Source organism: Streptomyces sp. NPDC005492 (genome assembly GCF_040605995.1).
Lineage (GTDB): Bacteria > Actinomycetota > Actinomycetes > Streptomycetales > Streptomycetaceae > Streptomyces.
Genome location: NZ_JBEXDX010000014.1, coordinates 58,195 through 83,667, shown reverse-complemented (window position 1 = coordinate 83,667; position 25,473 = coordinate 58,195). Strand labels below are relative to the sequence as shown.

At 69.9% G+C, this 25,473-nt stretch carries 28 protein-coding genes; 17 read left to right on the top strand and 11 right to left on the bottom strand.

Annotation, left to right across the window (positions count from 1 at the left end; translation table 11 throughout):
* Window positions 1-174: 174 nt before the first annotated feature.
* The 4 genes from ABZT04_RS20750 (at window position 175) to ABZT04_RS20735 (ending at window position 5,092) form a co-directional block, all read left to right on the top strand.
* A complete protein-coding gene (locus tag ABZT04_RS20750; RefSeq protein ID WP_356058175.1) occupies window positions 175-1,461 on the top strand; it encodes an extracellular solute-binding protein in 1,287 nt (428 codons plus the stop codon).
* A 98-nt stretch (window positions 1,462-1,559) separates the two neighbouring features.
* Window positions 1,560-2,546 carry a sugar ABC transporter permease gene (locus ABZT04_RS20745; protein WP_356058174.1) on the top strand — a complete coding sequence of 329 codons (987 nt, stop codon included), beginning with the start codon at window positions 1,560-1,562 and terminating at the stop codon, window positions 2,544-2,546.
* Window positions 2,543-3,406, top strand: a complete 864-nt coding sequence (locus ABZT04_RS20740) for a carbohydrate ABC transporter permease (protein ID WP_356058172.1) — start codon at window positions 2,543-2,545, stop codon at window positions 3,404-3,406. The genes ABZT04_RS20745 and ABZT04_RS20740 overlap by 4 nt, the downstream gene beginning before the upstream one ends.
* Window positions 3,407-3,415: 9 nt before the next feature.
* Window positions 3,416-5,092: a glycoside hydrolase family 3 protein gene (locus ABZT04_RS20735; protein ID WP_356058171.1), complete on the top strand. Its 1,677-nt coding sequence runs from the start codon at window positions 3,416-3,418 to the stop codon at window positions 5,090-5,092.
* A gap of 75 nt (window positions 5,093-5,167) precedes the next feature.
* Here ABZT04_RS20735 and nagB read toward each other — a convergent pair whose 3' ends face one another.
* On the bottom strand, window positions 5,168-5,953 hold the full coding sequence (gene nagB / locus ABZT04_RS20730; protein ID WP_356058170.1) for a glucosamine-6-phosphate deaminase: 786 nt from the start codon (window positions 5,951-5,953) through the stop codon (window positions 5,168-5,170).
* Between the two features lie 207 nt (window positions 5,954-6,160).
* Between nagB and ABZT04_RS20725 the strand changes: the two genes are divergently transcribed.
* Together ABZT04_RS20725 and ABZT04_RS20720 are read left to right on the top strand one after the other, a co-directional pair.
* Window positions 6,161-7,231: an SIS domain-containing protein gene (locus ABZT04_RS20725; RefSeq protein ID WP_356058168.1), complete on the top strand. Its 1,071-nt coding sequence runs from the start codon at window positions 6,161-6,163 to the stop codon at window positions 7,229-7,231.
* A gap of 350 nt (window positions 7,232-7,581) precedes the next feature.
* The gene (locus tag ABZT04_RS20720; protein ID WP_356058304.1) at window positions 7,582-9,048 is read left to right on the top strand and encodes a PAS domain-containing sensor histidine kinase; all 1,467 of its coding nucleotides are present in this window, start codon (window positions 7,582-7,584) and stop codon (window positions 9,046-9,048) included.
* A gap of 156 nt (window positions 9,049-9,204) precedes the next feature.
* On the opposite strand, the gene ABZT04_RS20715 is transcribed toward ABZT04_RS20720, so the two are convergent.
* Both ABZT04_RS20715 and ABZT04_RS20710 read right to left on the bottom strand, forming a co-directional pair.
* Window positions 9,205-9,462 carry a WhiB family transcriptional regulator gene (locus ABZT04_RS20715; RefSeq protein WP_006142322.1) on the bottom strand — a complete coding sequence of 86 codons (258 nt, stop codon included), beginning with the start codon at window positions 9,460-9,462 and terminating at the stop codon, window positions 9,205-9,207.
* Window positions 9,463-9,782: 320 nt separating this feature from the next.
* Complete coding sequence (locus tag ABZT04_RS20710) at window positions 9,783-10,751, bottom strand: diacylglycerol kinase family protein (RefSeq protein WP_356058167.1); 969 nt, start codon at window positions 10,749-10,751, stop codon at window positions 9,783-9,785.
* A gap of 116 nt (window positions 10,752-10,867) precedes the next feature.
* On the opposite strand from ABZT04_RS20710, the gene ABZT04_RS20705 reads away from it, so the two are divergent.
* Window positions 10,868-11,326 (top strand): hypothetical protein, encoded by a 459-nt coding sequence (locus ABZT04_RS20705; protein WP_356058166.1) that lies wholly within the window; start codon window positions 10,868-10,870, stop codon window positions 11,324-11,326.
* Window positions 11,327-11,342: 16 nt separating this feature from the next.
* Here the strand turns inward: ABZT04_RS20705 and ABZT04_RS20700 are convergent, their stop codons facing one another.
* From ABZT04_RS20700 to ABZT04_RS20690, 3 genes are all read right to left on the bottom strand, one after another.
* Window positions 11,343-12,458: a SigB/SigF/SigG family RNA polymerase sigma factor gene (locus tag ABZT04_RS20700; RefSeq protein ID WP_356058165.1), complete on the bottom strand. Its 1,116-nt coding sequence runs from the start codon at window positions 12,456-12,458 to the stop codon at window positions 11,343-11,345.
* A 17-nt stretch (window positions 12,459-12,475) separates the two neighbouring features.
* Entirely contained in the window at window positions 12,476-12,889 is a 414-nt protein-coding gene (locus ABZT04_RS20695; RefSeq protein WP_004925829.1) for an anti-sigma regulatory factor, read from the bottom strand.
* Between the two features lie 266 nt (window positions 12,890-13,155).
* Window positions 13,156-13,416 (bottom strand): UBP-type zinc finger domain-containing protein, encoded by a 261-nt coding sequence (locus ABZT04_RS20690; protein ID WP_355917503.1) that lies wholly within the window; start codon window positions 13,414-13,416, stop codon window positions 13,156-13,158.
* 62 nt (window positions 13,417-13,478) lie between these two features.
* On the opposite strand from ABZT04_RS20690, the gene ABZT04_RS20685 reads away from it, so the two are divergent.
* Window positions 13,479-15,074, top strand: coding sequence for a Na+/H+ antiporter (locus ABZT04_RS20685; protein WP_356058164.1), 1,596 nt, complete (start codon window positions 13,479-13,481; stop codon window positions 15,072-15,074).
* A gap of 205 nt (window positions 15,075-15,279) precedes the next feature.
* On the opposite strand, the gene ABZT04_RS20680 is transcribed toward ABZT04_RS20685, so the two are convergent.
* On the bottom strand, window positions 15,280-16,179 hold the full coding sequence (locus ABZT04_RS20680; RefSeq protein WP_356058163.1) for a pyridoxal-phosphate dependent enzyme: 900 nt from the start codon (window positions 16,177-16,179) through the stop codon (window positions 15,280-15,282).
* 31 nt (window positions 16,180-16,210) lie between these two features.
* A complete protein-coding gene (locus tag ABZT04_RS20675; protein ID WP_356058161.1) occupies window positions 16,211-16,801 on the bottom strand; it encodes an N-acetylmuramoyl-L-alanine amidase in 591 nt (196 codons plus the stop codon).
* Window positions 16,802-17,100: 299 nt separating this feature from the next.
* Here ABZT04_RS20675 and ABZT04_RS20670 point away from each other — a divergent pair, with 299 nt between their 5' ends.
* The 6 genes from ABZT04_RS20670 (at window position 17,101) to ABZT04_RS20645 (ending at window position 21,297) form a co-directional block, all read left to right on the top strand.
* On the top strand, window positions 17,101-18,507 hold the full coding sequence (locus ABZT04_RS20670) for a family 2B encapsulin nanocompartment shell protein (RefSeq protein WP_356058160.1): 1,407 nt from the start codon (window positions 17,101-17,103) through the stop codon (window positions 18,505-18,507).
* A 113-nt stretch (window positions 18,508-18,620) separates the two neighbouring features.
* Window positions 18,621-19,718: a family 2 encapsulin nanocompartment cargo protein polyprenyl transferase gene (locus tag ABZT04_RS20665; protein ID WP_356058302.1), complete on the top strand. Its 1,098-nt coding sequence runs from the start codon at window positions 18,621-18,623 to the stop codon at window positions 19,716-19,718.
* Window positions 19,719-19,890: 172 nt separating this feature from the next.
* Complete coding sequence (locus ABZT04_RS20660; protein ID WP_356058159.1) at window positions 19,891-20,499, top strand: GNAT family N-acetyltransferase; 609 nt, start codon at window positions 19,891-19,893, stop codon at window positions 20,497-20,499.
* A 4-nt stretch (window positions 20,500-20,503) separates the two neighbouring features.
* Window positions 20,504-20,701: a hypothetical protein gene (locus tag ABZT04_RS20655; protein ID WP_356058157.1), complete on the top strand. Its 198-nt coding sequence runs from the start codon at window positions 20,504-20,506 to the stop codon at window positions 20,699-20,701.
* 9 nt (window positions 20,702-20,710) lie between these two features.
* On the top strand, window positions 20,711-21,052 hold the full coding sequence (locus ABZT04_RS20650) for a DUF952 domain-containing protein (protein WP_356058156.1): 342 nt from the start codon (window positions 20,711-20,713) through the stop codon (window positions 21,050-21,052).
* Entirely contained in the window at window positions 21,049-21,297 is a 249-nt protein-coding gene (locus ABZT04_RS20645) for a hypothetical protein (RefSeq protein WP_356058154.1), read from the top strand. The genes ABZT04_RS20650 and ABZT04_RS20645 overlap by 4 nt, the downstream gene beginning before the upstream one ends.
* On the opposite strand, the gene ABZT04_RS20640 is transcribed toward ABZT04_RS20645, so the two are convergent.
* Genes ABZT04_RS20640 through ABZT04_RS20630 form a run of 3 tightly spaced genes read right to left on the bottom strand, consistent with a single transcriptional unit; the run spans window position 21,284 to window position 22,917 of the window.
* The gene (locus ABZT04_RS20640; RefSeq protein ID WP_356058153.1) at window positions 21,284-22,036 is read right to left on the bottom strand and encodes a VOC family protein; all 753 of its coding nucleotides are present in this window, start codon (window positions 22,034-22,036) and stop codon (window positions 21,284-21,286) included. The genes ABZT04_RS20645 and ABZT04_RS20640 overlap by 14 nt on opposite strands.
* Before the next feature lie 43 nt (window positions 22,037-22,079).
* Window positions 22,080-22,496: a VOC family protein gene (locus ABZT04_RS20635; RefSeq protein ID WP_356058152.1), complete on the bottom strand. Its 417-nt coding sequence runs from the start codon at window positions 22,494-22,496 to the stop codon at window positions 22,080-22,082.
* Window positions 22,497-22,506: 10 nt separating this feature from the next.
* Window positions 22,507-22,917 carry a helix-turn-helix transcriptional regulator gene (locus ABZT04_RS20630; protein WP_019058262.1) on the bottom strand — a complete coding sequence of 137 codons (411 nt, stop codon included), beginning with the start codon at window positions 22,915-22,917 and terminating at the stop codon, window positions 22,507-22,509.
* Window positions 22,918-23,126: 209 nt separating this feature from the next.
* Here ABZT04_RS20630 and ABZT04_RS20625 point away from each other — a divergent pair, with 209 nt between their 5' ends.
* From ABZT04_RS20625 to ABZT04_RS20615, 3 genes are all read left to right on the top strand, one after another.
* A complete protein-coding gene (locus ABZT04_RS20625; RefSeq protein WP_356058151.1) occupies window positions 23,127-23,324 on the top strand; it encodes a 4-oxalocrotonate tautomerase family protein in 198 nt (65 codons plus the stop codon).
* Window positions 23,325-23,455: 131 nt separating this feature from the next.
* Window positions 23,456-24,382: a LysR family transcriptional regulator gene (locus tag ABZT04_RS20620; protein ID WP_356058150.1), complete on the top strand. Its 927-nt coding sequence runs from the start codon at window positions 23,456-23,458 to the stop codon at window positions 24,380-24,382.
* Window positions 24,383-24,674: 292 nt separating this feature from the next.
* Window positions 24,675-25,163, top strand: a complete 489-nt coding sequence (locus ABZT04_RS20615) for a hypothetical protein (protein WP_356058148.1) — start codon at window positions 24,675-24,677, stop codon at window positions 25,161-25,163.
* Window positions 25,164-25,473 lie beyond the last annotated feature (310 nt).

The window sequence follows — 25,473 nt, the reverse complement described above, 5'->3', positions numbered from 1 at the left end:
TTCTTACTTAAAGGTTCCTGCATATGTAGGTCCCATAACGGCTGGTCAGAGGGGTTTCGGGGACCCTTGACAGGCCCTCTGGTCTGGTCCAAGCTCCCGGTACTGGTCTACACCATTGGTTCAGGTCCCGGCCCATGGGCGGGAGGTGTGGCAGGTATCCCTGAGGAGGGTGGCGTGAAGCGCAAGCTCATAGCCGCGATCGGTATCGCGGGCATGATGGTCTCCATCGCGGCGTGCGGGGGCAACGACGACAAGAGCTCTTCGAACAGTGGCGCCGACGCCAAGGAGCTGACTGTCTGGCTCACCGTCGACGCGCAGAACAACTGGCCCCAACTGGTGAAGGCAGCCGACGCGGCCGTGCAGAAGGCGCACCCCGGCGTCAAGATCAAGCACGAGTACTACGGCTGGCCGGACAAGAACACCAAGCTCGACGCGGTCCTCGCCACCGACAAGGCCCCCGACGTGGTCGAGATGGGCAACACCGAGATGCTGGGCTACATGGTCAAGGGCGCCTTCGCACCCGTCGACCCCGCGAAGTTCACCAACTCCTCCGCCTGGCTGGACGGCCTCAAGGCCTCCGTGACCTACGACGGCAAGACCTACGGCGTCCCCTACTACGCCGGTGGCCGCGTCGCCAACTGGCGCAAGGACATCGCCGCTTCGGTCGGCATCAAGGCCCCGCCGACCACGTACACCGAGCTGACCGCCGACCTGGACAAGATCCAGAAGAAGGAAGGCGACAAGTTCAGCGCCTGGTACCAGCCCACCCGTGACTGGTACGCGGCCATGTCCTTCGTCTACGACGCCGGCGGCTCCATCGCCGTCGACTCGGGCGGCACCTGGAAGGCCAACTTCTCCTCGCCGGAGTCCATCAAGGGGCTCAACGAGTGGAAGTCGGTCATCGACAAGTACATGCACGGCGACAAGACCAAGGACGAGTCCGACCGTTACATCGTCTACGGCCAGGGCAAGGCGTCCATGATCTTCGCCGCCGCGTGGGAGGGCGCGACCGCCGCCGACCCGAAGAACGACAAGACCGGCGGCAAGCTGAAGACCGATCTCGTCAACTTCGTGATGCCCGGCCCGTCCGGCAAGAACATGCCCGTGTTCCTCGGTGGTTCGGACCTCGCGATCCCGGTGAAGTCCAAGGCGCAGGCGCTCGCCGCCGAGTGGATCAACGCCTTCACCGGTCCGTCCGGCCAGAAGGGCCTGATGGCCAAGGGCAACCTGCCGAACAACAAGACCGACCTCGCGACGCTGAAGAGCGACCCCGCGACGGCGGTCCCGGCCACCGCGGCCGAGTCCAACTGGTTCGTCCCGATGGCACCGGGCTGGGGCCAGGTCGAGAAGGCCCAGATCCTGCAGACCATGCTGCAGAACATCGGCACCGGCAAGCAGTCGGTCGAGGCCGCCGCGAAGGCCGCGGACACCGCGATCGACAAGGTCATCAACACCAAGTGACCTGAGGCAGGGCCCTGTTGGACACCGAAGGGTGTTCTCGGGGCAGGGCCCTGCTTCTCGTACGGCCGTACGACCAGAGGGACCGCGAGGAGCGCGTGATGAGTGCCGCAGACACGACCACCCCCGCCAAGGTGCCGCCACAGCGGCAGGCGCCGCCACCGGACATCCCCGACGCACCCCGCAGAAAGCGGTCGTCGAGAGCGACCGGGGTTCCCTGGCTGCTGCTCGCCCCCTGCCTGCTGATCCTGGCCCTGGTCATGGGCTATCCGCTGGTCCGGCTGGTCACGCTGTCCTTCCAGTCCTTCGGGCAGTCCCAGCTCTGGGGCTTCAAGCCCGCCGAGTGGATCGGCTTCGACAACTTCTCGGGCGTCCTCGGCGACGGAGAGTTCTGGGGCGTCGTCGTCCGCACGATCGTCTTCGCGGCCGGTTCGGTCATCTTCACGATGGTCGCGGGCATGGCCATCGCCCTGCTCCAGCAGAAGGTCTCGGGCTGGCTGAAGACGCTCATCAACATTGTCCTGGTGGCCAGTTGGGGCATGCCGGTCATCGTCGCGACCACCGTCTTCAAGTGGCTCTTCGACTCGGACTACGGCGTCTTCAACGCCCTGCTCAGCAAGCTCCCCGGCGTCGACATGATCGGCCACAACTGGTTCGCCAGCGGACCGCAGGGTCTGCTGGTCATCATGCTGCTGGTGGTGTGGGGCGCGGTGCCCTTCGTGGTGATCACCCTCAGCGCCGGACTCACCCAGGTCCCCGCGGAGTTGGAGGAGGCCGCCCGCCTCGACGGCGCCGGCGCCTGGGGCGTCTTCCGGTACGTCACCCTGCCCATCCTCAAGCCGATCATCGTGATGCTCACGACCCTGTCGGTGATCTGGGACATGGGCGTCTTCCCCCAGGTGTTCGTGATGCGCGGGGGCCACCCCGAGGCCGAGTTCCAACTGCTGAGCACCTACTCGTACGACCGCGCGTTCGTCGTCAACGACTACGGGCAGGGCTCGGCGATCGCCCTGGTCACCGTGGTGCTGCTGCTCGGTGTCGTGGCCGTGTACATGCGTCAGATGCTTCAGATCGGAGAGGTCGAATGAGCGCGCTCACGACCGATGCGCCCCGCACACCGACCGGCGGGCGCAAGAAGTCCAAGCTCGGCTGGAACCTCGTCGGCCTGCTCGTCTTCGTCGTCGTCGGCTTCCCCCTCTACTGGATGCTCGACACGGCGTTCAAACCGGCGCGGGACGCCATCGACCCGGACCCGAGCCTGCTGCCCACCGGCATCACCCTCGACAACTTCCGCCGCGCACTGGACATCGCCGACTTCTGGGGCCCGGTGGGCCGCAGCCTGATCGTCTCGCTCTCGGTCGTCGTGATCGGCGTGGTCGTAGGCCTGCTCGCCGCGCTCGCGATCTCCCGCTTCGCCTTCCGCGGCCGCAAGATCGTGATCGTCGGCATCCTCGCGGTCCAGATGGTCCCGCTGGTCTCGATGATCATCCCGGTCTTCCTGCTGCTGAACGACCTCGACCAGTACGACAAACTCTCCGGCCTGATCATCACGTATCTGACCTTCATCCTCCCGTTCACGGTGTGGACCCTGCGCGGCTTCATCGTCAACATCCCGAAGGAACTGGAGGAGGCGGCCATGGTCGACGGCTGCTCCCGCACCGGCGCCTTCATCCGCGTGGTCTTCCCCCTCCTCGCCCCCGGCATGGTCGCCACCTCGGTCTACGGCTTCATCCAGGCCTGGAACGAGTACCTGTACGCCCTCATGCTGCTCAGCCAGGAGCACCAGACGGCGACCGTCTGGCTCGGCAACTTCACCACCAAGCACGGCACCGAGTACGCCCCGATGATGGCGGGCGCCACGATGATGGCCGTGCCGATCGTCGTCCTGTTCCTCATCGTCCAGCGCAAGATGGCCGCGGGTCTGACCGCCGGCGCCGTGAAGGGATAACGCCCACCGATGACGACACTCGCCAGCGGTACAGACACCCTCACCCGAGACGCCCTGACCGTCCTGCAACCGGGCTTTCCCGGCACCACGGCCCCCGACTGGCTGCTCCGCCGCCTCGGTGAAGGCCTGGCGTCGGTGGGCCTGTTCGGCCGCAACATAGCCTCACCCGAGCAACTGGCCTCCCTGACCGCCCAGTTGAGGTCCGAACGGGACGATGTCCTGGTCGCGATCGACGAGGAGGGCGGAGACGTCACGCGCCTGGAGGTGCGGACGGGCTCGTCCTTCCCCGGCAACCACGCGCTGGGCGCGGTGGACGACGTCGACCTGACGAGGGCGGTGGCCCAGGAGTTGGGCCGCAGGCTCGCCGAATGCGGCGTGAACCTGAACTGGGCCCCGTCCGCGGACGTGAACTCCAACCCCGCCAACCCGGTCATCGGCGTCCGCTCCTTCGGCGCCGACCCGGAGTTGGTCGCCCGCCACACCGCGGCCTACGTCACGGGCCTCCAGTCGGCGGGCGTCGCCGCCTGCACGAAGCACTTCCCGGGTCACGGCGACACGGCGGTCGACTCCCACCACGCGCTGCCGCGCATCGACGCGGAGGCGTCGGTCCTGGAGCACCGCGAACTGCTCCCCTTCCGCGCGGCCATCGCCGCCGGCACCCGCGCGGTGATGAGCGCCCACATCCTGGTCCCGTCCCTGGACCCGGACCACCCCGCCACCCTCTCCCTCCGCATCCTCACCGACCTCCTCCGCGGCCGCCTCGGCTACGACGGCCTCATCGTCACCGACGCCATCGAAATGCAGGCCATCGCCGCCACCTACGGCATCGAACGCGGCAGCGTCATCGCCATCGCCGCCGGCGCCGACGCGCTCTGCGTGGGCGGCGGCCTGGCGGACGACGAGACGGTACGACGACTGCGCGACGCGCTGGTGGGCGCGGTTCGGTCGGGGGAGTTGCCGGAGGAGAGGCTGGCGGAGGCGGCGGAACGGGTGCGGGAGTTGGCACGGTGGGCGGCGTTGGCGCCGGTGTCAGGATCGGCGTCGGCGCCGGCTTCGGGGGCGGGCGCAGCCTCGGAGGCGGGTCCCGCTTCGCACCCGGGCTCGCCCTCGGAAGCAGGCTCGGCCTCGGACGGGAGCCCGGCTTCGGGCAGGCGTCCCGACGCGGACACCCGCTCAGCACCGGACCCGCACACCCATTCCCCCGCCGACCAGAAGCCCGCGCCCGCCCCAGAGCCGGCGCGCGTCGACATCGGCCTCGTCGCCGCCCGCCGCGCCCTCGCGCTCACGGGCACCGGAGACTTCACCCCCCTCACCGAACCGCCCTACGTCGCCCTCCTCACCCCCGTCGCCAACATCGCCGTCGGGGACGAGACGCCCTGGGGTGTGGCCGCGGAACTCGGTCGGCTTCTGCCCGGTACGGAGACGGGCGGCTTCGGTGGGGAGGGTGCGGGGAGTGCGGTGCTGAAGGCGGCCGGGGCGCGGCGGGTCGTGGTCGTGGTCCGGGACGAGCACCGGCACCCCTGGATGGCGGCCACTCTCGACACGGTGTTGGCGGCTCGCCCCGACACCATCGTGGTGGAGATGGGCGTGCCCCAGGCTCCACCCCGAGGCGCTCTCCACATCGCGACCCACGGCGCGGCCCGAGTCTGCGGTCGTGCGGCGGCGGAGGTCATCGCGGGGGAGTGACCCCGAGAACACCGGTGCCGGGCGACCCCACGAGGATCGCCCGGCGCCAGCACGTAGGCCCAAGGAGTCTGTGCCTCAGATCCCTTGCCAGTCGGGCTTGTTGACGAACGTGTGCCGGAAGTAGTCCGCGAGCTTCAGCTTGGACGCGGCGCCCTCGTCGACCACGACCGTCGCATGCCGGTGCAACTGCAGCGCCGACGCCGGGCACACCGCGGCCACCGGCCCCTCCACGGTCGCGGCGACCGCGTCCGCCTTGCCCTCGCCGGTCGCGAGCAGCACCAGGTGCCGTGCCTCCAGGATGGTGCCGATGCCCTGCGTGATGACGTGATGCGGGACCTGCTCGATGTCGCCGTCGAAGAACCGCGCGTTGTCCACCCGCGTCTGCTCGGTCAGCGTCTTGATCCGGGTCCGCGAGGCCAGCGACGAGCAGGGTTCGTTGAACCCGATGTGCCCGTCCGTCCCGATCCCCAGCACCTGCAGGTCCACCCCGCCGGCCTCACCCAGCGCCCGGTCGTACGCCTCGCACGCCCCCTGCACGTCCTCGGCCGTCCCGTCCGGCCCGAGGAACGCCTCCATCCCGATCCCGAGCGGCTCCAGCACCTCACGACGGAGCACCGAACGGTACGACTCCGGGTGCTCGGCCGGCAGCCCCACATACTCGTCGAGCTGTGCGATCCGGGCCCGCGAGGTGTCCACGTCCCCGGCGCGGACCTTGGCGGCCAGGGCTTCGTAGATGGGCAGCGGCGTCGACCCGGTGGCCACACCGAGCAGGGCGTCCGGCTTGCCCCGGAGCAGTTGTGCCATGGCCTCGGCGATCAGCTCGCCGCCCGACTTGGCGTCCGGAACGATGACAACTTCCACGCTGGGCCTGCCGATCTGAAGTGAGCCATGTGGTTTAGACCAATCGTGATCGAGGCTCAATCTAACAGAATCGGTTCCGGCCGCCCAGGTGGCCGGGGCTCCCGCACCCCGCGCGGGCGCGGCCCCCGGCAGGGGAGTCCAATGGACCCGACGGACACTTGACCGGCCCCCTCGGACATCCCCGCGCGCACCTCCGGAGGAACCCGCATGACCGCCACGACCCCGACCCCCCAGAACGACGTACCGGGCCGGATCATGGCCCGCGAAACCGCCGAACAGCCCGCCGTCCTGCGCCGCATCCTGGACGAGGGCGCCCCGCGCATCCGCCAGGTCGCCCAGGACGTGGCCGCCCGCAAACCCCGCTTCGTCCTGCTCACCGCCCGCGGCACCTCGGACAACGCCGCCCTCTACGCCAAGTACCTCCTGGAGATCCGCCTCGGACTGCCCTGCGGACTCACCTCGATGTCGACCACCACGGCCTACGGCGCCCGGCCCGACCTGACCGACGTCCTGGTCGTCACCGTCAGTCAGTCCGGCGGCTCCCCGGACCTGGTGGCCTCGACCCGGGCCGCCCGCGAGGCCGGCGCGATCACGGTCGCCGTGACCAACAACCCGGACTCACCGCTGGCCGCCGTCTCCGAGTACCACATCGACATCATGGCCGGACCGGAGAAGGCACTCCCCGCGACCAAGACGTACACCGCCTCGCTCCTCGCGCTCTATCTCTTCGTCGAGGGCCTGCGCGGCGGCGACGGCGCGGCGGCCAAGGCCCTGCCCGACCTCGCCGCGCAGCTCCTCGCCCGGCAGGACGAGGTCCGCACCCTCGCCTCCCGCTACCGCTTCGCCGAACGCATGGTGATCACCTCACGCGGCTACGGCTACCCCACCGCCAAGGAGGCTGCCCTCAAGCTGATGGAGACCAGCTACATCCCCGCCCTCGCCTACTCCGGCGCCGACCTGCTGCACGGCCCCCTCGCCATGGTCGACAACGTCTCCCCGGTCATCGCGGTCGTGACCGACGGCAAGGGCGGCGCCGCCCTCCAACCGGTGCTCGACCGGCTGCGCGGCCGGGGCGCCGACCTCGTCGTCATCGGCCCGGCCGGCCAGGTCGAACAGGCCTCGGCCGGCTTCGTCCTGCCCCCCGAGGGCGTCCCCGAGGAACTCCAGCCCATCCTGGAGATCCTCCCGCTCCAGCTCCTCGCCTACGAGGTCACCATCGCGCGCGGCCAGGACCCCGACGCACCCCGCGCACTGGCCAAGGTGACCGAGACCCGCTGATGGAAAAATGCCAAGACCATCCAGCCCCGCACAGGACTCAACACCGTTAGGCTTCCAACGAACATCCTTCAACGCATGGACACGGATAGTGGTCTAGTCCAGAATGTGTATGTGTTAAAGGCGCAAGCCCCCGCCCTCCCCGCACAGGAGGACGGACCGAGGAACCGAGGCTCTCTGCCCTGACTGCCCCGGCTCCTCATCCATCGGCCGATCGGGACCGCACACCCCGTGGCCGTTGCTGCTCCGGGCTGCGGTGCCGGGAGGGTTGAGGGTCCCTCCCAGGCGCCGCGGCCCGCGGGTGTTTTTAGGACAGGTACAGACCGGCGGGTACGCTCGCAGACGTGCCCTCCATGAACGAACTCGTACGCCAGCACACCGCACTCGACGACTCCGACCTCGAGTGGCTCCACCTGCTGGTCTCGGAGTGGCAGTTGCTCTCCGACCTCTCCTTCGCCGACCTGGTCCTGTGGGTTCCCACGCGCGACGGCACCCGCTATGTCTCCGTTGCCCAGATGCGGCCGAACACCGGCCCCACCTCGTACCAGGACGACATGGTCGGCCACCTCGTCCCGCGCGGCCGTCGCCCCATGCTGGACGTCGCCCTCGACGAGGGCCGGATCGTGCGCGAGGGCGACCCGGAGTGGCGCGAAGAGGTTCCGGTCAGGGTCGAGTCCATTCCGGTACGACGGGACGGACGCGTCCTGGGTGTCATCGCGCGCAACACCAACCTGCTCACCGTGCGCACCCCGAGCCGACTCGAACTGACCTATCTGCAGAGCGCGTCGGACCTCGCGCAGATGATCGCGGCCGGTTCCTTCCCGTTCCCGAATCAGCAGGTCGACATGGACGCCTCGCCGCGCGTCGGCGACGGACTGATCCGCCTCGACGGCGACGGCATCGTGCAGTACGCCTCGCCGAACGCGCTGTCGGCGTACCACCGCATGGGCCTCGCCACCGACCTCGTCGGCCAGTACCTGGGGGTGACCACCGCCGAACTCGCCCCGACCCGGGGTCCGGTGGACGAGGCGCTGGCCAAGGTCGCCAGTGGGTGGGCGCCGCGCGAGTTCGAGATCGAGGCGCGTGACGGGGTGATCCAGTTCCGGGCGATCCCGCTCAAACCCAAGGGCACCCGCATCGGTTCACTGGTGCTGCTCCGGGACGTCACCGAACTGCGCCGCCGCGAGCGGGAGTTGATCACCAAGGACGCGACCATCCGGGAGATCCACCACCGGGTGAAGAACAACCTCCAGACGGTCGCCGCCCTGCTCCGCCTCCAGGCCCGCCGGATCGACTCCGAGAGCGGCCGGGAGGCGTTGGAGGAGGCCGTACGACGAGTCGGTTCGATCGCGATCGTGCATGAGACGCTGTCTCAGAACCTGGACGAGCGGGTGGAGTTCGACGAGATCGCCGACCGGGTGCTCGCGATGGTCGCCGAGATCTCGCCGGGCAAGGTCACCGGCCGGCGCAGCGGTCGCTTCGGAATACTGGACGCCGAGGTCGCGACCCCGCTCTCCATGGTGCTCACCGAGATCCTGCAGAACGCGCTGGAGCACGGTTTCCGTGAGGGCGAGACGGGGACGGTCGAGGTCTCGGCCGTCCGCGGCGGCACCTCCAAGGAGGCCCGCCTGCTGGTCACCGTGCAGGACGACGGCGTAGGACTCCCGGAGGGATTCGACCCCCACCGCTCGGGCAACCTGGGCCTGCAGATCGTACGGACGCTGGTGGAAGGCGAGTTGGGTGGCACCTTCGACATGGTGCCGGCACCGGAGCGGGGGACCAGGGTGATCCTGGATGTGCCGGTGGAGGCGCACAAGTAAGCGGCGAGACAAGCAAAGAGCCCCGGATCACTGGTGATCCGGGGCCAGTCGCTCGTTGCTATGCGCATCGGGGGTACTGCGCGCTGCGGCTCGGGGGCGGGAGATGCGTACGCGCTGTACGCGCCGCCAAGCTCAGGCTGTCGAACGGGGTGCGTGTCAGGCGGAGGCCTGACGGGCCCGGTTGCGAGCGGCGCGGCGCTTCATGGCGCGGCGCTCGTCCTCGCTGAGACCACCCCAGACGCCGGAGTCCTGGCCGGACTCGAGCGCCCACTGCAGACACTGGTCCATGACGGGACAGCGACGGCAGACGGCCTTGGCTTCCTCGATCTGCAGCAGCGCAGGACCGGTGTTGCCGATGGGGAAGAAGAGCTCGGGGTCTTCCTCGCGGCAAACGGCGTTGTGACGCCAGTCCATGGCTGCTACCTCTCCTTGGTATTACGTGCAGGTTGCTTGTGAATGTGAACGCTTTCACGAATCCCTCAACAAGTGAAGGGCCGCCCATCAGGTTTCCCTGATGTGGTCCTGTGAGTTGAAGAGGGGTTCTGATGGTCCGAGGACGCCGGTGTTGCGGGCTGTCCCGACCGCCACGTAGAGACTCGCAAACCTCAGCGGCGGATACAACCCCTTCTGGAAAGTTTTTTTTGATTCCTCGGTGTCGACTAGGTCACAGCCGTACTTCCATGGGGTGGATCCTGGTCTAAACGTTCGAGTGAAAGGACTTCAGCCCTTTCTGCTCACACAATCACACGCAGTGCACGGCGTACGCCTGTGAACGTCACGCTCGTACGCAGTCCGAGGTGGTCGCCGTCCATCTGGAGGGGCAGGGGGACCTTCGAATGCAAGGTGAACTCGCTCAGGTCGTGCAGAGCCGCAGCGTACTTGCCATGGGGTCCGCGCTCGGGGGACGAAGTGAGCAACTGGGTGCCATACCGGGCAACCGCGGCGCTGGACAGGCGGCTGAGGCCGAGTACGTCGAGGCCTTTATCGAACGACGCCTTAGGTGACGTGTACATCGGGCGATTACCCAGGTACGTCCAAGGGGACGTGTTCGAGACTATGGCCACCACCAGATCGGTGACCGGGTCCTCGCCGGGCTGCTCCAGAGTGATCGTCCCGTGCCGGCGGTGCTGTTCACCGAGGAACTGCCGGACCACCTGGCGCACATACAGCGCGTGCGTGGACTTCTTGCCCTGCTCCCGCTGCTGTTCGACCCGCCCGACGACCCCCGCGTCGAACCCGAGCCCGGCGTTGAAGGTGAACCAGCGGGACGGCACCGCCTCGTCCTCGGTGCCGGGTGTGCCGGAAGTCAGCCCGAGGCCGACCGTGCGCTCGCTGCCCTCGCGCAGGGCGTCGAGGATGGCGCCGGTGGCCTCGACGGCGTCGTTGGGCAGGCCCAGGGCGCGGGCGAAGACGTTGGTCGAGCCGCCGGGGACCACGGCGAGACCGGGCAGGCGCTCCGGATCGGGGCCGGTGTGCAGCAGGCCGTTGACGACCTCGTTGACCGTGCCGTCGCCGCCGAGGGCCACCACCAGATCCACGTTCCCGCTCTCCACGGCCTGTCGGCCGAGGTCGCGCGCATGGCCGCGGTACTCGGTGGTGACCGCCTCCAGCTTCATCTCGCTCGCGAGGGCGTGGAGCAGGACATCGCGCGTACGTGCGCTTGTGGTGGTTGCCGCCGGATTGACCACGAGAAGTGCACGCATGGGTTGCAGGGTACCTACTGGGTGGTACTCGGCCCATACCGAGGTAGGGGTTGGGTAAGAGGAGACGGCGTGAGCCTGAACACCAGGGGCCGTTTTACGAGGGCTACCCTTCTGGGGTGAGCGCTGAGCAGACCCCCGCCCCGGAGACCGCAGGCCCCGACGGACCCCGTCCGCGCCGGCTGACCTACGCGGCGGTCCTCGTCGCGCTGGAGGGGCTCGCACTGGCCGTCGCCGGGGTGTGGATGCTCGTCCTGGGCATCACCGGCGAGCCGGACGACCGTCAGCAGGCGGTGACCGGTGGCGTGACCCTGGTGGTGCTCGCGCTGCTGCCGCTGCTCGCCGCCCGCGGGCTGCTCGGCCGGCGCGGCTGGAGCCGGGGCCCGGCCGTCATCACGCAGGTCATGGCGCTGCCCGTGGCCTACAACCTGCTCCAGGCCGACAGTGCGGCGATCCCGGCCGGTATCGCGCTCGCGGCGGTCGCGGTGGCCTCGCTGGTGCTGCTGGTGAACCCGGCGACGACACAGGCCCTCGGAATCCGAGGGCCCGGTCGTCGTACCGAAGAGCCGAAGGGCTGAGCTTCGGCCGGGGCTGCTACTCCTCGACGAGGAGTTTCTCCCGGAGCTGGGCCAGGGTCCTGGCCAGCAGCCGGGACACATGCATCTGCGAGATGCCGACCTCCTGCGCGATCTGCGACTGCGTCATGTTGCCGAAGAACCGGAGCAGCAGGATCCGCTTCTCCCGGGGCGGCAGATCCTCCAGGAGTGGCTTGAGCGACTCCCGGTACTCGACGCCCTCCAGTGCCTCGTCGTACGCGCCCAGTGTGTCCGCGACCGCCGGGGACTCGTCGTCCGTGTCGGGAACGTCCAGGGACAGCGTGGAGTAGGCGTTGGCCGACTCCAGGCCCTCCAGGACCTCCTCCTCGGAGATGCCCAGCTTCTCGGCCAGCTCGTGGACGGTCGGGGAGCGGCCATGGCGCTGCGAGAGCTCCGCCGTCGCCGTGGTCAGCGAGAGGCGCAGCTCCTGGAGCCTGCGGGGGACGCGCACCGCCCAGCCCTTGTCGCGGAAGTGCCGCTTGATCTCGCCGACGACCGTCGGGGTCGCGTAGGTCGAGAACTCGACGCCGCGCTCCGGGTCGAAGCGGTCGACCGACTTGATCAGGCCGATGGTGGCGACCTGGGTCAGGTCGTCCAGCGGCTCGCCGCGGTTGCGGAAGCGGCGCGCGAGATGCTCGACGAGCGGCAGGTGCATACGGACCAGCCGGTTGCGCAGCTCCGCGTACTCGACGCTGCCGTCCTTGAGGGTGCGCAGCTCGATGAAGAGTGCGCGCGCCCCGCTGCGGTCCTCGTGCCGCGTGCTGTGCACGCTCGGTGTGCTCTGCACGCTGTCCTCGGCGTTCCGCTCGTGCTCGCTCATCGTCCCGCCTGTCGCCCTTCCCCGCGCTCTCGCCTCCTCCCCCACGCTCGAACCGGCCTGAGCGGGGGGACCCCCGGGTGCGGGGGAGGCCCCACCAATACGCACAGCACCGTCCTGCTCATGTGGACCGTCGTCCATCAAACCGGCCTCCGAGGGTTCTTCCTCCGGGTGCGGCCGGGCCTGCTCGGGAATTCCGCCGCGGGGCACGAGGGAGCCGCTGTCCGCCGTGCGGCGGGATCCGTCTGAGCCGCCCTCGGCCGGCAGCTCCCGTGTGCCGCGCTCTTCGTCCCGCACCGGCCCGTCCCCGTTCCTCACGCCGGACCGGGTCCCGCGCCGCGCTGTTTGTAGAGGCTGATCGAAACGGTCTTGTCCTCGTCGACTGCCGATGAGACCTTGCCCGCGAGGGCCGAGAGCACGGTCCAGGCGAAGGTGTCGCGCGAGGGGGCGTGACCGTCCGTCGTCGGGGCGGAGACGGTGACTTCGAGTGAGTCGTCCACGAGGCGGAAGACGCAACTGAGCACCGAGCCCGGCACGGCCTGCTGGAGCAGGATCGCGCACGCCTCGTCCACCGCGATGCGAAGGTCCTCGATCTCGTCGAGGGTGAAGTCCAAACGGGCCGCGAGGCCGGCCGTGGCCGTACGCAGCACCGACAGGTAGGCACCCGCAGCCGGCAGCCGGACTTCCACGAAGTCCTGGGTCGCGGGCTCGCCTGCGATCTGGGACACCCTCACCTCCAAGGTGGTACAAGCTCTTTCGGGGGCCCAGGGGTCGCCCCCCGGGGTAACGCGATACTTGGTTCAGCGGTGACGCTACCGCGCTCCGAACTTTTCTGTCCCCGGGACCCCAACCCCATGCTGTCACTCATAGTAAACCTACGGATACGCTCCGTGGCTAGGGGTCCTGCGGGCCCAATTGGGAAGAGCGCGCGCCGGGTTGACGTACCCAGACGTCAGACGGTCGAACCGTCGAAACCGGCGGTCGGATGACTAGGTCACAGGAGTACGTGGTCCACGAAGCACCAGCGCCAGCTCTCCCCGGGTTCGAACGTGCGCATCACGGGATGTCCGGACTCCTTGTGATGTGCTGTCGCGTGGCGGGCGGGCGAGGAGTCGCAGCAGGCGACATGGCCGCAGAAGAGGCAGAGTCGCAACTGCACGGGGTGGGTGCCGGCCGCCAGACACTCCAGACAGGTCTCGCTCTGGGGCCCCGGCTCGGGGAGCGGCAGCGCGTCGGCGTGCGTGCACTGTTTCATGATTGCCAGATTACGACGGGTGTGCGGTTGGCCGCGCGGAAAAACGAGGGCGGGCGAGGACGATGGACGTGATGCCACTGCTGTTGCTGGTGGCGGGAAGCGCCGTGGTGGCCGCGGCGGCCCGGCGCACCCCGGTGCCGGCACCGCTGCTGCTGGTCGCGGTCGGGCTGGTCGTCTCGTACGTCCCGGGGGTGCCCGACTACACCCTCGACCCCGAGGTCGTACTGCCGCTGCTGCTGCCCCCGCTGCTGTACACGTCGGCCATCGACAGCTCGTATCTCGACCTGCGGGCCCAAGTGCGGCCCGTGGCGCTGCTGTCGGTGGGGTACGTGCTGTTCGCCACCTTCGTGGTCGGCTGGGCCGCGTACGAGATCGTGCCGGGGCTGCCGCTGACCGCGGCGCTGGTGCTGGGCGCGGTGGTGGCGCCCCCGGACGCGGTCGCGGCGACGGCGGTGGCCCGCCGGGTGGGACTGCCCTCCCGGATCACGACGATCCTCCAGGGCGAGTCCCTGCTGAACGACGCCACCGCGATCACCGCCTACAAGGTGGCCCTCGCGGCCGCGGTCGGCGAGGGCGCCACCTGGGCCGGCGGCATCGGGGAGTTCCTGCTCGCGGCCGTCGGCGGGGTCGGGGTCGGGCTCCTGATGATGGTGCCGATCCACTGGCTGCGCACGCACCTCAAGGAGGCGCTGCTCCAGAACACGCTCTCGCTGCTGATCCCGTTCGTCGCCTACGCGGTCGCCGAGCAGGTGCACGCCTCCGGGGTGCTCGCCGTCGTGGTCGTGGCGCTGTATCTGGGGCACCGCGCGTGGGAGGTCGATTTCGCCACCCGCCTCCAGGAGGAGGCCGTGTGGAAGATGGTCGCCTTCGTGCTGGAGTCCGCGGTGTTCGCCCTGATCGGGCTGCAACTGCCGGTCGTCCTCAAGGGCCTTGGGGAGTACGAGGGCATCGACGCCGCCTGGTACGCGATCGCGGTGTTCGCGGTGGTCGTCGCGACCCGGTTCGTGTGGGTGTTCCCGGCGGCCTTCCTGCCCCGGATGCTGTCGCGGCGGATCAGGGAGCGGGAGGAGAACCCCACCTGGAAGGGGGCGATGACCACCGGGTGGGCCGGGATGCGGGGCGTGGTCTCGCTCGCCATCGCCTTCTCGATCCCGCTCACGGTGCACGGCGGCGACCCCTTCCCGCAGCGCAACATCATCCTGTTCCTGACCTTCACGACGGTCATCGGGACGCTGGTGGTGCAGGGGCTGAGCCTGCCGCCGATCATCCGCCTGCTGAACTTCCCAGGCCGCGACGCCCAGGCCGAGACGCTCGCCGAGGCCAACGCCCAGGCGCAGGCCTCCAGAGTGGCCGAGAAACGCCTGGAGGCCCTCCTGGAGGACGAACGCAACGCCCTGCCCCCTCCGCTCGCCGACCGCCTCCGCGAGGTCCTGGAGCGCCGCCGCAACGCCGTCTGGGAGCGCCTGGGCGCCACCAACCCCGTGACCGGCGAGACCGTCGACGACACCTACCGCCGCCTGTCCCGGGAGATGATCAGCGCCGAACGCTCGATGTTCGTGCGCCTGCGCGACGGCCGCTACATCGACGACGAGATGCTCCGCACCCTGCTCCGCCGCCTCGACCTGGAGGAGGCGGCGGCTTATCGGGAGGCCGCCTGAGCCGTCTCCGCACAGCCCCGCCTGCCGCGCGACGCCCGGCACGGACTCTCGCCGCACCGGACGAAAGCCCGAGGACGCGCCGCACGAGGACTTCCGTCCGGCACGCCGAGAACACGCAGTGGTTGCGACGCCGATCGCTTCCGCGGCGGAGGGGAGTGCCGCCCCGCCGGCGAACGACGGGACTTCGCGGACGCGAACCGGAAGATCATGGAAAGGGCCGCCCGGTGACCACCGCCGCGATCGTCGTCCCGCGCGGGAACGCGCCCTCGTCGGCCAGGGCGACAAGCCCGTAGAGCAACTTGGCGACATAGAGACGCTCGACCGGCAGCCCGTGGCGCTGCTCGAAGTCCTCGGCGAAGGTGTCGAGTTCGGTGGGCACGCGCGCGTAGCCCCCGAAGTGGAAGCGGTCGTCGAGTGACCAGTCGCCCCGGCTGCCGCCGAAGGCCCGCTGCTGAAGGCCCTCTATGTCGGTGGTCAGGAAGGCGCCCTTGAGGACCGGTATCCCGAGCGCGCGCTGGTCGGGAGCCAGGCCGGCGGCCAGGCCGGCCAGTGTGCCGCCGGTTCCGCAGGCGAGGGCGACGACATCGGCACGTGCGCGCAGTTCCTCGCCGAGGGCCTGGCAGCCGCGTACGGCAAGGGAGTTGCTGCCGCCCTCGGGGACGACGTATGCGTCCTGCGCGTCCGCCGTGCGCAGGAGGGCGGCCAGGGTCTCCGGCTCGGTCTTGCGCCGGTACGTCGACCTGTCGACGAAACACAGACGCATTCCGTCGGCCGCGCACCGGGACAGGGACGGGTTGAGCGGGCGGTCCGCCAGCTCCTGGCCGCGGACCACGCCGACCGTGCGCAGACCCAGGAGGCGACCCGCGGCGGCGGTGGCGCGCAGGTGGTTGGAGTAGGCGCCGCCGAACGTGACGACCGTACGTCCGGCCGCCGCCGTGAGGTTCGGCGCGAGTTTGCGCCACTTGTTGCCGATCAGGTCGGGGTGGATCAGGTCGTCCCGCTTGAGCAGCAGCCGGATGCCGTGCCGGTCGAAGCGTCCGTCCGCGATCTCCTCCACCGGTGACGGGAGCCGGGGCCGCAGGGCGGCGAGGTCGGGGCTGGTCACGGCACCATTGTCGCCCGGGTCCCGCTGGAGGCTACTTCAGCCGGTCGCGGACCCGTGCGCGCAGCCAGTCCATCGTGAACCCGCGCGGGTCCACCTTCCCTGGCTGCCACTCCAGGTGCCCGATCACCGACCGCTCCGACCAGCCGTGGTGGCGGCAGATCGCCGCGGCGACCTTCTCGATCGTCGCCAACTGGGCCTCGGGCCACGGGTCCTCGCCGTCGCCGAGGTTCTCGCACTCGAAGCCGTAGAAGTGCCGGTTGCCGTCGGTGTTGGCCTCGTTGTCGTGCGGCAGCGCCTTCTCGGCGATCACCGCGCGCAGCACGTCGTCGTCGCCGAGCCCCGCGTGGTTGGCGCGGCCGTAGCCGACGAGGTGGAGGGTGCCGTCCTTGGTGATGACGCCGTGGCACAGCGGGCCGGGCAGGTCGGGGCGGCCCTCGCGGCAGAGGTTCACCGTATGCGCGCTGCCCTTGGTGACCGTGTGGTGGATCATCACGCCGTGGACGGGCCCCCACGGGCCCTTGTGGTTGCGGTTGTGATGCTCCCAGTCGCCGACCTCGACGACCGTGACGCCCTCCGCCTTCAGACCCGCCAGAAAGCCGCCCGCGGACATGGGTGAGGCCATGAACGCCTCCTTCGTGCTGCGCGACGGCCGACGTGCACGACCGCCTGTTATCGCCGCTTGTACCGAAAAAATCCGGTACAGACGACTTGTTCGTACGGCGTGCGAGCCGATCCGGACATCAGCGGCCCCGGCGGCAACTCGAACAACATTCGACGTAAAGAGGCCCCGTGCCCAGGCAGGTGATGATCCATTCCCGCTCTTTCGGGTAATACCACCGGCACGTTCCGTGAGGAAGGCTGGTGCGCGGGAACGATGCCGGACGCACAGGCGCCGGGCATGAATGGGGAGGGCATTTCTCTATGTCGGTAGGCGAAGAGGTCCGCGCGGAGCAGAACAAGCCGCAGCAGAGCCTTGGCACGGCGGCTGCGCGGAACCTGGCCACGACCACGAAGTCCGCGCCGCAGATGCAGGAGATCAGCTCCCGCTGGCTCCTGCGCACACTGCCGTGGGTGAACGTGCAGGGCGGCACATACCGGGTGAACCGACGACTGAGCTACTCCGTGGGCGACGGCCGGGTGACATTCGTGAAGACCGGCGACCGCGTCGAGGTCATCCCCGCGGAGCTGGGCGAACTGCCCGCGCTGCGGGACTACGAGGACGAGGAGGTGCTCTCGGAGCTGGCCACCCGCTGTCGGCAGCGCGAGTTCGCCGCGGGGGAGGCGATCGCGTCGTTCGGCAGCCAGGCCGACGAGGTGTACTTGCTGGCGCACGGCAGGGTGGAGAAGATCGGCACCGGCCCCTACGGCGACGACACGGTCCTCGGAGTCCTCGCCGACGGCGCCTACTTCGGGGACCAGGCACTGCTCGACCCGGAGGCCATCTGGGAGTACACGGCCCGCGCGGACACCGCCTGCACGGTGCTCGTGCTGGCGCGCCAGGACGTCGAGCAGGTCGCGGAGCGCTCCGACACCCTGCGCGACCACCTCGCGCAGTTGCGCGCGATCCCCGAGCAGCGCACCAACAAGTACGGCGAGAAGGCGATCGACCTCGCCGCGGGCCACTCCGGCGAGCCGGACATCCCGCACACGTTCGTCGACTACGACGCCCGGCCGCGCGAGTACGAACTGAGCGTCGCCCAGACCGTCCTGCGCATCCACTCGCGCGTGGCCGATCTCTACAACCAGCCGATGAACCAGACCGAGCAGCAACTGAGGCTCACCGTCGAGGCGTTGAAGGAGCGCCAGGAGCACGAGCTGATCAACAACCGCGAGTTCGGCCTGCTCAACAACTGCGAGTACGACCAGCGGCTCCAGCCCCACGACGGCGTCCCCAGCCCGGACGACCTCGACGAACTGCTCAGCAGGCGGCGCGGCACCAGGATGCTCCTCGCCCACCCGCGCGCGATCTCCGCGTTCGGCCGCGAACTCAACAAGCGCGGACTGGTCCCGGAGTCCATCGACATCGGCGGCAACCGCATCCCGACCTGGCGCGGGGTGCCGATCTACCCGTGCAACAAGATCCCGGTCAGCGACCGCCGGACCACCTCGATCATCGCCATGCGTACCGGCGAGGCCGACCAAGGTGTCATCGGCCTCCAGCAGGCCGGCATCCCGGACGAGATCGAGCCGAGCCTCTCGGTGCGCTTCATGGGCATCAACGAACAGGCGATCATCAAATACCTGGTGACGGCCTACTACTCGGCGGCGGTCCTCGTGCCGGACGCCCTCGGCGTTCTGGAGAACGTCGAGATCGGCCGCTGGAGGTGACGTTCCACCAGGTGGACACCGTGTCCCCGCCCGTCGGGGCGGGTACACCCCGGTCGTATGCCGGCGGCCGCGGCACGGACGCCGCCGTGCGCGGACTCTCCGAGGGGGACCCGATGGCCGAGTTCAGGACGGAGACCACCGAGTTCGGGACGGGGACACCACAGGGCGCCGACGGGTCGCGGCCGCCCGACGGACACGAGGCGGCGGGGATCCTGGAGGGGGCCCGGGCGTCCGTCGACCCCGAACTGCGCTCGGCGCTCGACTCGCTGCCCGGCTCGATGCGCCGGATCGCGCTCTACCACTTCGGGTGGGAGCACGCGGACGGCACACCGGCGGCGGGCAACGCCGGCAAGGCGATCCGCCCCGCCCTCGTCCTGACCGCGGCCACCGCGCTCGGCGGCGAGCGGGCCCGGGCGAGCGCCCTGCGGGCCGCGGCGGCCGTGGAGCTGGTCCACAACTTCACCTTGCTGCACGACGATGTGATGGACCGGGACACCACCCGCCGGCACCGGCCCACCGCGTGGACCGTGTTCGGCGACCCGGACGCGATCCTCGCCGGGGACGCGCTCCAGGCGCTGGCCCTCCGGCTGCTCGCCGAGGACCCGCACCCCGCGCACTCGGCCGCCGCCGCCCGGCTCGCGGACTGCGTCGTCGAACTGTGCGCGGGCCAGCACGCGGACACGGCCATGGAGAAACTCGGCCCCGGCGAGGTCACCCTCGACGAGGTGCTCGCCATGGCCGAGGCCAAGACCGGCGCGCTGCTCGGCTGCGCCTGCGCGGTGGGCGCGCTGTACGCGGGGGCCTCCGCCGAGGACGTCGAGGCGCTGGACGCGTTCGGCCGCCAGGCCGGGCTCGCCTTCCAGTTGATCGACGACGTCATCGGCATATGGGGCGACCCCGGCCGCACCGGCAAACCGGCCGGCGCCGACCTCGCCGTGCGCAAGAAGTCCCTGCCCGTGGTCGCCGCCCTCACCTCGGGCACACCGGCGGCGGCCGAACTCGCGGAACTGTACGGAACGCCGTATCAGGAAGGGGAGTTGGAGCGCACCGTGCTCGCCGTCGAGCGGGCCGGCGGCCGGGACTGGGCGCAGACCCAGGCGGCCGACCGGATGGCTCGGGCCGTGCACGAGCTGGCCCGGGTGATCCCGGACCCGCAGGACGCGGGCGGTCTGCTCGCGCTGGCCGAGTTCGTGACCCGGCGCAGCAGTTGATGACTCCGGAGCCTTCGAAAGCCGCGTGGCCCTGACTCCGCGCGGCCACCGGGGCTCCGGACCGCAGGGTCCCGCGCATCCCCACGGTGCGCGGGGCCCGTTCCCGTCCGGCGAAATCCCGATAGGCTCAACACCCGTACGGAATACGACTGTTGAGACCTAGGGGCGGGACATGGGCGTGGCGATACGGGCGGCTGGCGAGGGTGACCGGGAGCTGGTCGTCCGGCTGTTGGACGAGGCATTCCAGGACGATCCGGTGAGCGGCTGGATCTTCCCCGACGCCGAGTACCGCCGCACGACCCATCCCAAGCTGATGGCCGCCTTCACCGACGCCGTCCTCGCCGACGGCCGTATCGACCTCGCCGAGGACGGCGCGGCCTGCGCGCTGTGGCTGTCGCTACCGGGCGAGGCGCATCCGCAGGACGACGGCCCGGACGAAGCCGTACAACTGCGTGAGGCGGTCGACCCGGGCAACGAGCGGGTCGAGACGATCGCCCGGCTCATGGACGCGGGGCATCCCGCCGACCGGGCACACGAGTACCTGTGGATGATCGCCGTGAAACCCGCCCGCCAGGGCGAGGGCCTCGGCGCCGCGCTCATCCGGCACGTCCTGGACCGCTGCGACCGCGAGGGCCTGCCCGCGTACCTGGAGGCAAGCAGCGAGCGCAGCACCAAGCTGTACGAGCGCCTCGGCTACGCGTTCACCGACCGCACCCTCGACCTCCCGGACGGTCCGCGCATGTATCCGATGTGGCGCGAGCCGCGCACGGCTCTACGCTGAGGACATGGGCAGCGAAGAGCACACCTGTCCCGTCTGCGGACAGCACGTGAGCACGGTCGTCCGGCGGTACAAGACACTCGGCGCCTGGGTGCCGAAGTGGGTGGACGGCCCGTGCCGGAACCCCGAGTGCGGGGCGTACGTCCCCGAGGGCGCCGAGCCCGATGAGCCGGGGGCGCGCACCCCGGCCGGGCCGACGTCGTAGCGTGATCCCATGCCGGACAACGAACCCACCACCATCCTCCACATCACCGAGCGCGCCCTCTGGGACGCGGCCCGCGAGCGCGGCGTCTTCGAGTGGTCGACCCGCGGCCGCACCCTCCAGGAGGAGGGCTTCATCCACTGCTCGACCCGCGCCCAACTCCCGCGCGTGGCAGCCTTTTTGTACGGTTCCTACGACGGCCCCGACGACCTGGTGGTCCTGGTCGTGGACCCGGCACGGCTCACGGCGCCGCTGAGGTACGAGGCGCCCAAGCCGGGCGGTGAGGAGTTCCCGCACGTGTACGGGCCGATCCCGGTGGACGCGGTGGTGGCCGTGGAGGAGTGGACGGCGTGAACCGGTTATGGCGCCGGGCCCTCGTCGCGTGGGCGGTCGCCGTGGTCGTCGGGGGCGGGCTCACGCTGTGGTTGCGGGACTCCGGTGAGCCGGGCGGGCCGTACACCTGGCAGGTGGACAGTCCGGGCGTGACACCGACGCCATCGCTGAGCCATAACCCCGAGGACACGGAGAGCCCCTGTCCGGCACCCACCATCTCGCCGCACGACGGCACCGGGGCGACCCTCTGCCTCACGGTCGGTTAGGCAGCCCGCCGGTCTCCGGGTCGCGGCCCGTCAGGCAGTACGTGCCGCCCGCAGGGTCCCGCATCACCGTCCAGTGTCTGCCGTGGGAGACGACACTCGCGCCGAGTTCCTCGTGCCGGGCCCTGGTCGCCTCGATGTCCGCGCAGGCCAGGTCGAGATGGGCGGAGGCGGGCCGGTCCTCGCCGAGGCGCTGGAGCAGCACGCGGATCGGCAGGCCGGGCGGCGGCTTGAGCACATGGAACTCGGGGAGAGCGCCCGCCAGCGAGGCCCAGTCGGGCAACAGGGCGCTCCAGAAGGCGACTTCGGCGTCGTAGGAGCCGGGTCCGATGTCGATGCACACCTGGTCGAGGCGGCTGCCGGCCACCACGGGCGGTCGTACGGACTCGCCGTGCCAGGGGACCGCGCAGAACAACTGCCCGGCGGGGGACCGGAGTACGGCCCAGCCGTCGTGCTCGGCGACGGTGTCCGCGCCGAGCCGCAGCGCGGACGCCACGAAGGCCGGCACGTCCGCGACCGAGAAGTCGAGGTGAGCGCCGCCCGGACCCGACTCGACCCCCTGGACCTTCACACAGGCGTCCGCCCCCGCCGCCAGCAGGGTGACGAACTCCTCCTGCTCACCGCGCGGTTCGGACAGCCGGGTGTCCGTCACGGCCGTCCAGAAGGCGCGGGCGGGAGCGGAGAGACCGAGCGGGCGGTCGACGAAGGCGTAGGTCCAGCGGGGGCCGGCGGGGATGCTCATCGCGCGATCGTAAACGGGACACCCCGACCCGGCCGCGCGGTTTTCAGTCCTCGCTGCGCTGCATGAACCGCAGCATGTTCCCGGCCGGGTCGCGGAACGCGCAGTCGCGGACGCCGTACGGCTGGTCCGTCGGCTCCGAGACCACCTCGGCGCCGGACTCCCGCACGCGGGCGAACAGGGCGTCGCAGTCGGTGGTGGTGAAGTTGACCCCGCGCAGGGTGCCCTTGGCGAGCAGCTCGGCCATGGCCTGCTTGTCGGCGGGGGAGGCGTCCGGGTTCGCGGCCGGCGGCTCCAGGACGATCTCCACGTCCGGCTGCGCCGGCGACCCCACGGTCACCCACCGCATGCCCTCGAAACCGACGTCGTTGCGGATTTCCAGCTCCAGGACGTCGCAGTAGAAGGCGAGCGCCTTGTCGTGGTCGTCGACGGCGATGAAGCACTGGCGGAGTTTGAGATCCATGCCACACAGGCTAGGGCCGCAGGGGCGGTCCCGCCCGGTTGGGGCGGGTGAAAGTGCGGGCCACGCAGGACGGGATCACCGCGCCGGCCTCGTGCGAGCGGGCCCGGTAGGCGCTCGGGGTCTCGCCGACCAGTTCGGTGAAGCGGGAGCTGAAGGAACCGAGGGAGGTACAGCCCACGGCCATGCACACCTCGGTCACGCTCAGGTCGCCGCGCCGCAGCAGCGCCTTGGCGCGCTCGATCCGCCGGGTCATGAGGTAGCTGTACGGCGTCTCCCCGTACGCGGCGCGGAAGCTGCGCTGGAAGTGGCCCGGTGACATCAGCGCGGTCCGCGCGATCGACGCCATGTCGAGCGGTTCGGCGTACTCGCGGTTCATCCGGTCGCGGGCCTGACGCAGCCGTACGAGGTCGTCGCGGTTCACGGGGTCCAGGATGGCACGCCGGGGAGCCGAGGTTGAGGGGCGTGCGACCCGGGTGGCAAGTCATCACGAATCGTGATCGTCGTCAGACGGGATCGCGTCTGGGACGGGCCGCCCGTCGGTGCTGGACTTGATCCATGACGGAGCGCCGCCGTTCAGGTGCGCGGCGAGGACCCCGTCGTATTCGCCGCCAGTCCCGATCGGAGATCTCCATGCCCCTCATCCACGTTCAGCAGACCCCCGGCAAGACCACCGAGCAGAAGAGCGAGCTCGTGCGCGAGCTGACCGAGGCCTATGTGCGGGCGACCGGGGCGAAGCCGGAGAGCGTCTGGGTCACCGTGCAGGAGATCGCCACCGACAGTTGGTCGATCGCCGGGGAGACCCTCGCGGCCCGCGCCGCCCGGAGCTGACGCCGGCCGCACGGCGGACCCCGGCACCGGCCGGGGTCTATGGATAGTCAATTCCTGCCGTTGATCCTGTGAGCCATGAGAAGGTCACCTCCGTGACAGCGACCCTGCCTGGCAGGGGGTACGGGGGCCCAGTGGAATTGCGTCAGATCCAGTACTTCGTGGCGGTGGCCGAAGAGTCGCATTTCGGCCGGGCCGCCGAGCGGCTGAACATCGGACAGCCGGCCGTGAGCCAGCAGATCCGGCGGCTGGAAAGAGAACTGGGCACAGACCTTTTCGACCGATCACGTCGCACCATTCAGCTGACTCCCGTCGGCCGGGAACTGCTGGCCGAAGGGAAAGAGATTCTGCGTGCGGTGGATTCTTTTTCGGCCAAGGCCAGAAAAGTGGTCGCGCGCGAGAGCGACACCTTCCGGCTCGGTATCAGTTCGGCGCTCGGGCGGCGTCTCGACTATTTCCTGGACGCCCTGCCCCGGCACGGTTCGAGCACCCGCTTCGAATTCCAGACACTCGGCGTGCAGGAGCGTCTGGACGAACTGCGGGCCGGAACGCTGGACGCCGCCTTCGTCCGCGGCGTCGAGAGCGTCCCCGGTCTGACCCTGCTCACCCTCTGGTACGACCCGTTGCTGGTGGCCCTCCCGGCAGCGCACCCCCTGGCCGCAAAACCCGACCTCAACCTGCGCGATCTCGCCGAGGTCCCGCTGCGCATCGCCGAGCGGGCGCAGAACGAGGTGCTCTACGACTCGGTCGTGCAGGCCTGCCGTGAGTCCGGTTTCCAGCCGGTGATCGGCCCGCCCTTCACCGGCCTCCAGGACGCCCTGGCCGAGATCGGCGCCGGTTCGACCGGCTGGACCCTGATGTACCCGACGGCGGTGAGCGCGGTGTCCTCACGACGTATCGCGCTGAAAAGGCTCGTCAATTTTCCCATCACCATGAGAATGTCATTGGCGCTGCGCCCGGACAGCGACCAGGGGTGGTCCTCGATGCTTTCCGAGGCCTGTTCCCGAGTTCGACGCCAGGTCGCCGAGGAGAATTCGACCATTCTCGGAGGACTGCACTGAGTGCGATTGGATTTCACGCGGCCGTAAACTTGCGGCGCTTGCTCCGTCGATAACGGAGATGCCAATGTTCGTGATGCCTTGGCCGCTCGGCAGTGATTCCGTCCGCAAATCCGTCGAGCCGTAAGGCGGGCCCGTTGCAGTGTAAAACGGTAACGGGGAAAAGTATATCGGCGCCGTGCTGCTGATATTCCCTCGCGGTTCACGACGCGACCCATCGACCGCGACCGCGGGCTCACGACGCGCCCCTCCCGTGCTCACCACCGCTACCACGGGCAGGCAATGCAGGAGACGCATGGTCACCAACCTCGGCTACCGGAACGGGTCCTTCCAACCCAAGCCGGGCGTGGGACCGACCGGTGTCGGCCCCGACGACTACATGTACGAGGCGGGTGTACGGCTCGTCCGGTTCTGCCTGCCGTCGAAGACCCCCGATCCGGGGCCGGCCATGCTCCGCAAGGCAGCCGACCTCGGCTTCACCACCACCGTCAACCTCACCCGGGTCAGCCAGCTCGACCGCCGACGGCTGGTCGAACTCGCCGCGCTCTCCGAGGACGCCGGGACCGACGTCATCTACCTGGCGGACTCCAACGGCAGCCTCCTGCCGGACGAGGTCTCCGGACTCGTCACCCTGGTGCGCTCGGTGACCGGCTCGGCCATCGGCCTGCACGCCCACAACAACCTCGGCCTGGCCCTGGCCAACTCCATCGCGGCGGTCGAGGCCCCGGTGCCACCTGGATCGAGTCGTCGGTCCTGGGCATGGGCAAGGGGCCGGGGAACCTGATCACCGAGCAGCGGCTGGCCTACCTGGCACGGGTCGAGGGGGCCGAGCGCTACGACTCGGCCGGATGGACATCGAGGAGTGGCAGGCGAACACAGAGACCTGGTTCACCAAGGCGGGCCTTGACGAGGCACGGATCGCGGAGATCGCACGGGACGCTCCCCTGCGGATGCTCGGATCGTGAACTACCCGGGAACGCGCTGAAGGGTTCCGGCCGAAGAACCGGCCGGAACCCTTCACCTTGCCAAGTGACCCGCGATGGTGCACCGATCGCCGGTCACCAGGCCTGACGGAGCGTCAGGCCTTCTTGGTC

Bases quoted from the DNA above. Each gene is read 5' to 3' on its own strand.
- ABZT04_RS20745 (WP_356058174.1), top strand. From the start codon at position 1,560: ATGAGTGCCGCAGACACGACCACCCCCGCCAAGGTGCCGCCACAGCGG.
- ABZT04_RS20740 (WP_356058172.1), top strand. From the start codon at position 2,543: ATGAGCGCGCTCACGACCGATGCGCCCCGCACACCGACCGGCGGGCGC.
- ABZT04_RS20735 (WP_356058171.1), top strand. From the start codon at position 3,416: ATGACGACACTCGCCAGCGGTACAGACACCCTCACCCGAGACGCCCTG.
- ABZT04_RS20725 (WP_356058168.1), top strand. From the start codon at position 6,161: ATGACCGCCACGACCCCGACCCCCCAGAACGACGTACCGGGCCGGATC.
- ABZT04_RS20720 (WP_356058304.1), top strand. From the start codon at position 7,582: ATGAACGAACTCGTACGCCAGCACACCGCACTCGACGACTCCGACCTC.
- ABZT04_RS20715 (WP_006142322.1), bottom strand. From the start codon at position 9,462: ATGGACTGGCGTCACAACGCCGTTTGCCGCGAGGAAGACCCCGAGCTC.
- ABZT04_RS20710 (WP_356058167.1), bottom strand. From the start codon at position 10,751: ATGCGTGCACTTCTCGTGGTCAATCCGGCGGCAACCACCACAAGCGCA.
- ABZT04_RS20690 (WP_355917503.1), bottom strand. From the start codon at position 13,416: ATGAAACAGTGCACGCACGCCGACGCGCTGCCGCTCCCCGAGCCGGGG.
- ABZT04_RS20685 (WP_356058164.1), top strand. From the start codon at position 13,479: ATGGACGTGATGCCACTGCTGTTGCTGGTGGCGGGAAGCGCCGTGGTG.
- ABZT04_RS20675 (WP_356058161.1), bottom strand. From the start codon at position 16,801: ATGGCCTCACCCATGTCCGCGGGCGGCTTTCTGGCGGGTCTGAAGGCG.
- ABZT04_RS20670 (WP_356058160.1), top strand. From the start codon at position 17,101: ATGTCGGTAGGCGAAGAGGTCCGCGCGGAGCAGAACAAGCCGCAGCAG.
- ABZT04_RS20665 (WP_356058302.1), top strand. From the start codon at position 18,621: ATGGCCGAGTTCAGGACGGAGACCACCGAGTTCGGGACGGGGACACCA.
- ABZT04_RS20660 (WP_356058159.1), top strand. From the start codon at position 19,891: ATGGGCGTGGCGATACGGGCGGCTGGCGAGGGTGACCGGGAGCTGGTC.
- ABZT04_RS20655 (WP_356058157.1), top strand. From the start codon at position 20,504: ATGGGCAGCGAAGAGCACACCTGTCCCGTCTGCGGACAGCACGTGAGC.
- ABZT04_RS20650 (WP_356058156.1), top strand. From the start codon at position 20,711: ATGCCGGACAACGAACCCACCACCATCCTCCACATCACCGAGCGCGCC.
- ABZT04_RS20640 (WP_356058153.1), bottom strand. From the start codon at position 22,036: ATGAGCATCCCCGCCGGCCCCCGCTGGACCTACGCCTTCGTCGACCGC.
- ABZT04_RS20635 (WP_356058152.1), bottom strand. From the start codon at position 22,496: ATGGATCTCAAACTCCGCCAGTGCTTCATCGCCGTCGACGACCACGAC.
- ABZT04_RS20625 (WP_356058151.1), top strand. From the start codon at position 23,127: ATGCCCCTCATCCACGTTCAGCAGACCCCCGGCAAGACCACCGAGCAG.
- ABZT04_RS20615 (WP_356058148.1), top strand. From the start codon at position 24,675: ATGGTCACCAACCTCGGCTACCGGAACGGGTCCTTCCAACCCAAGCCG.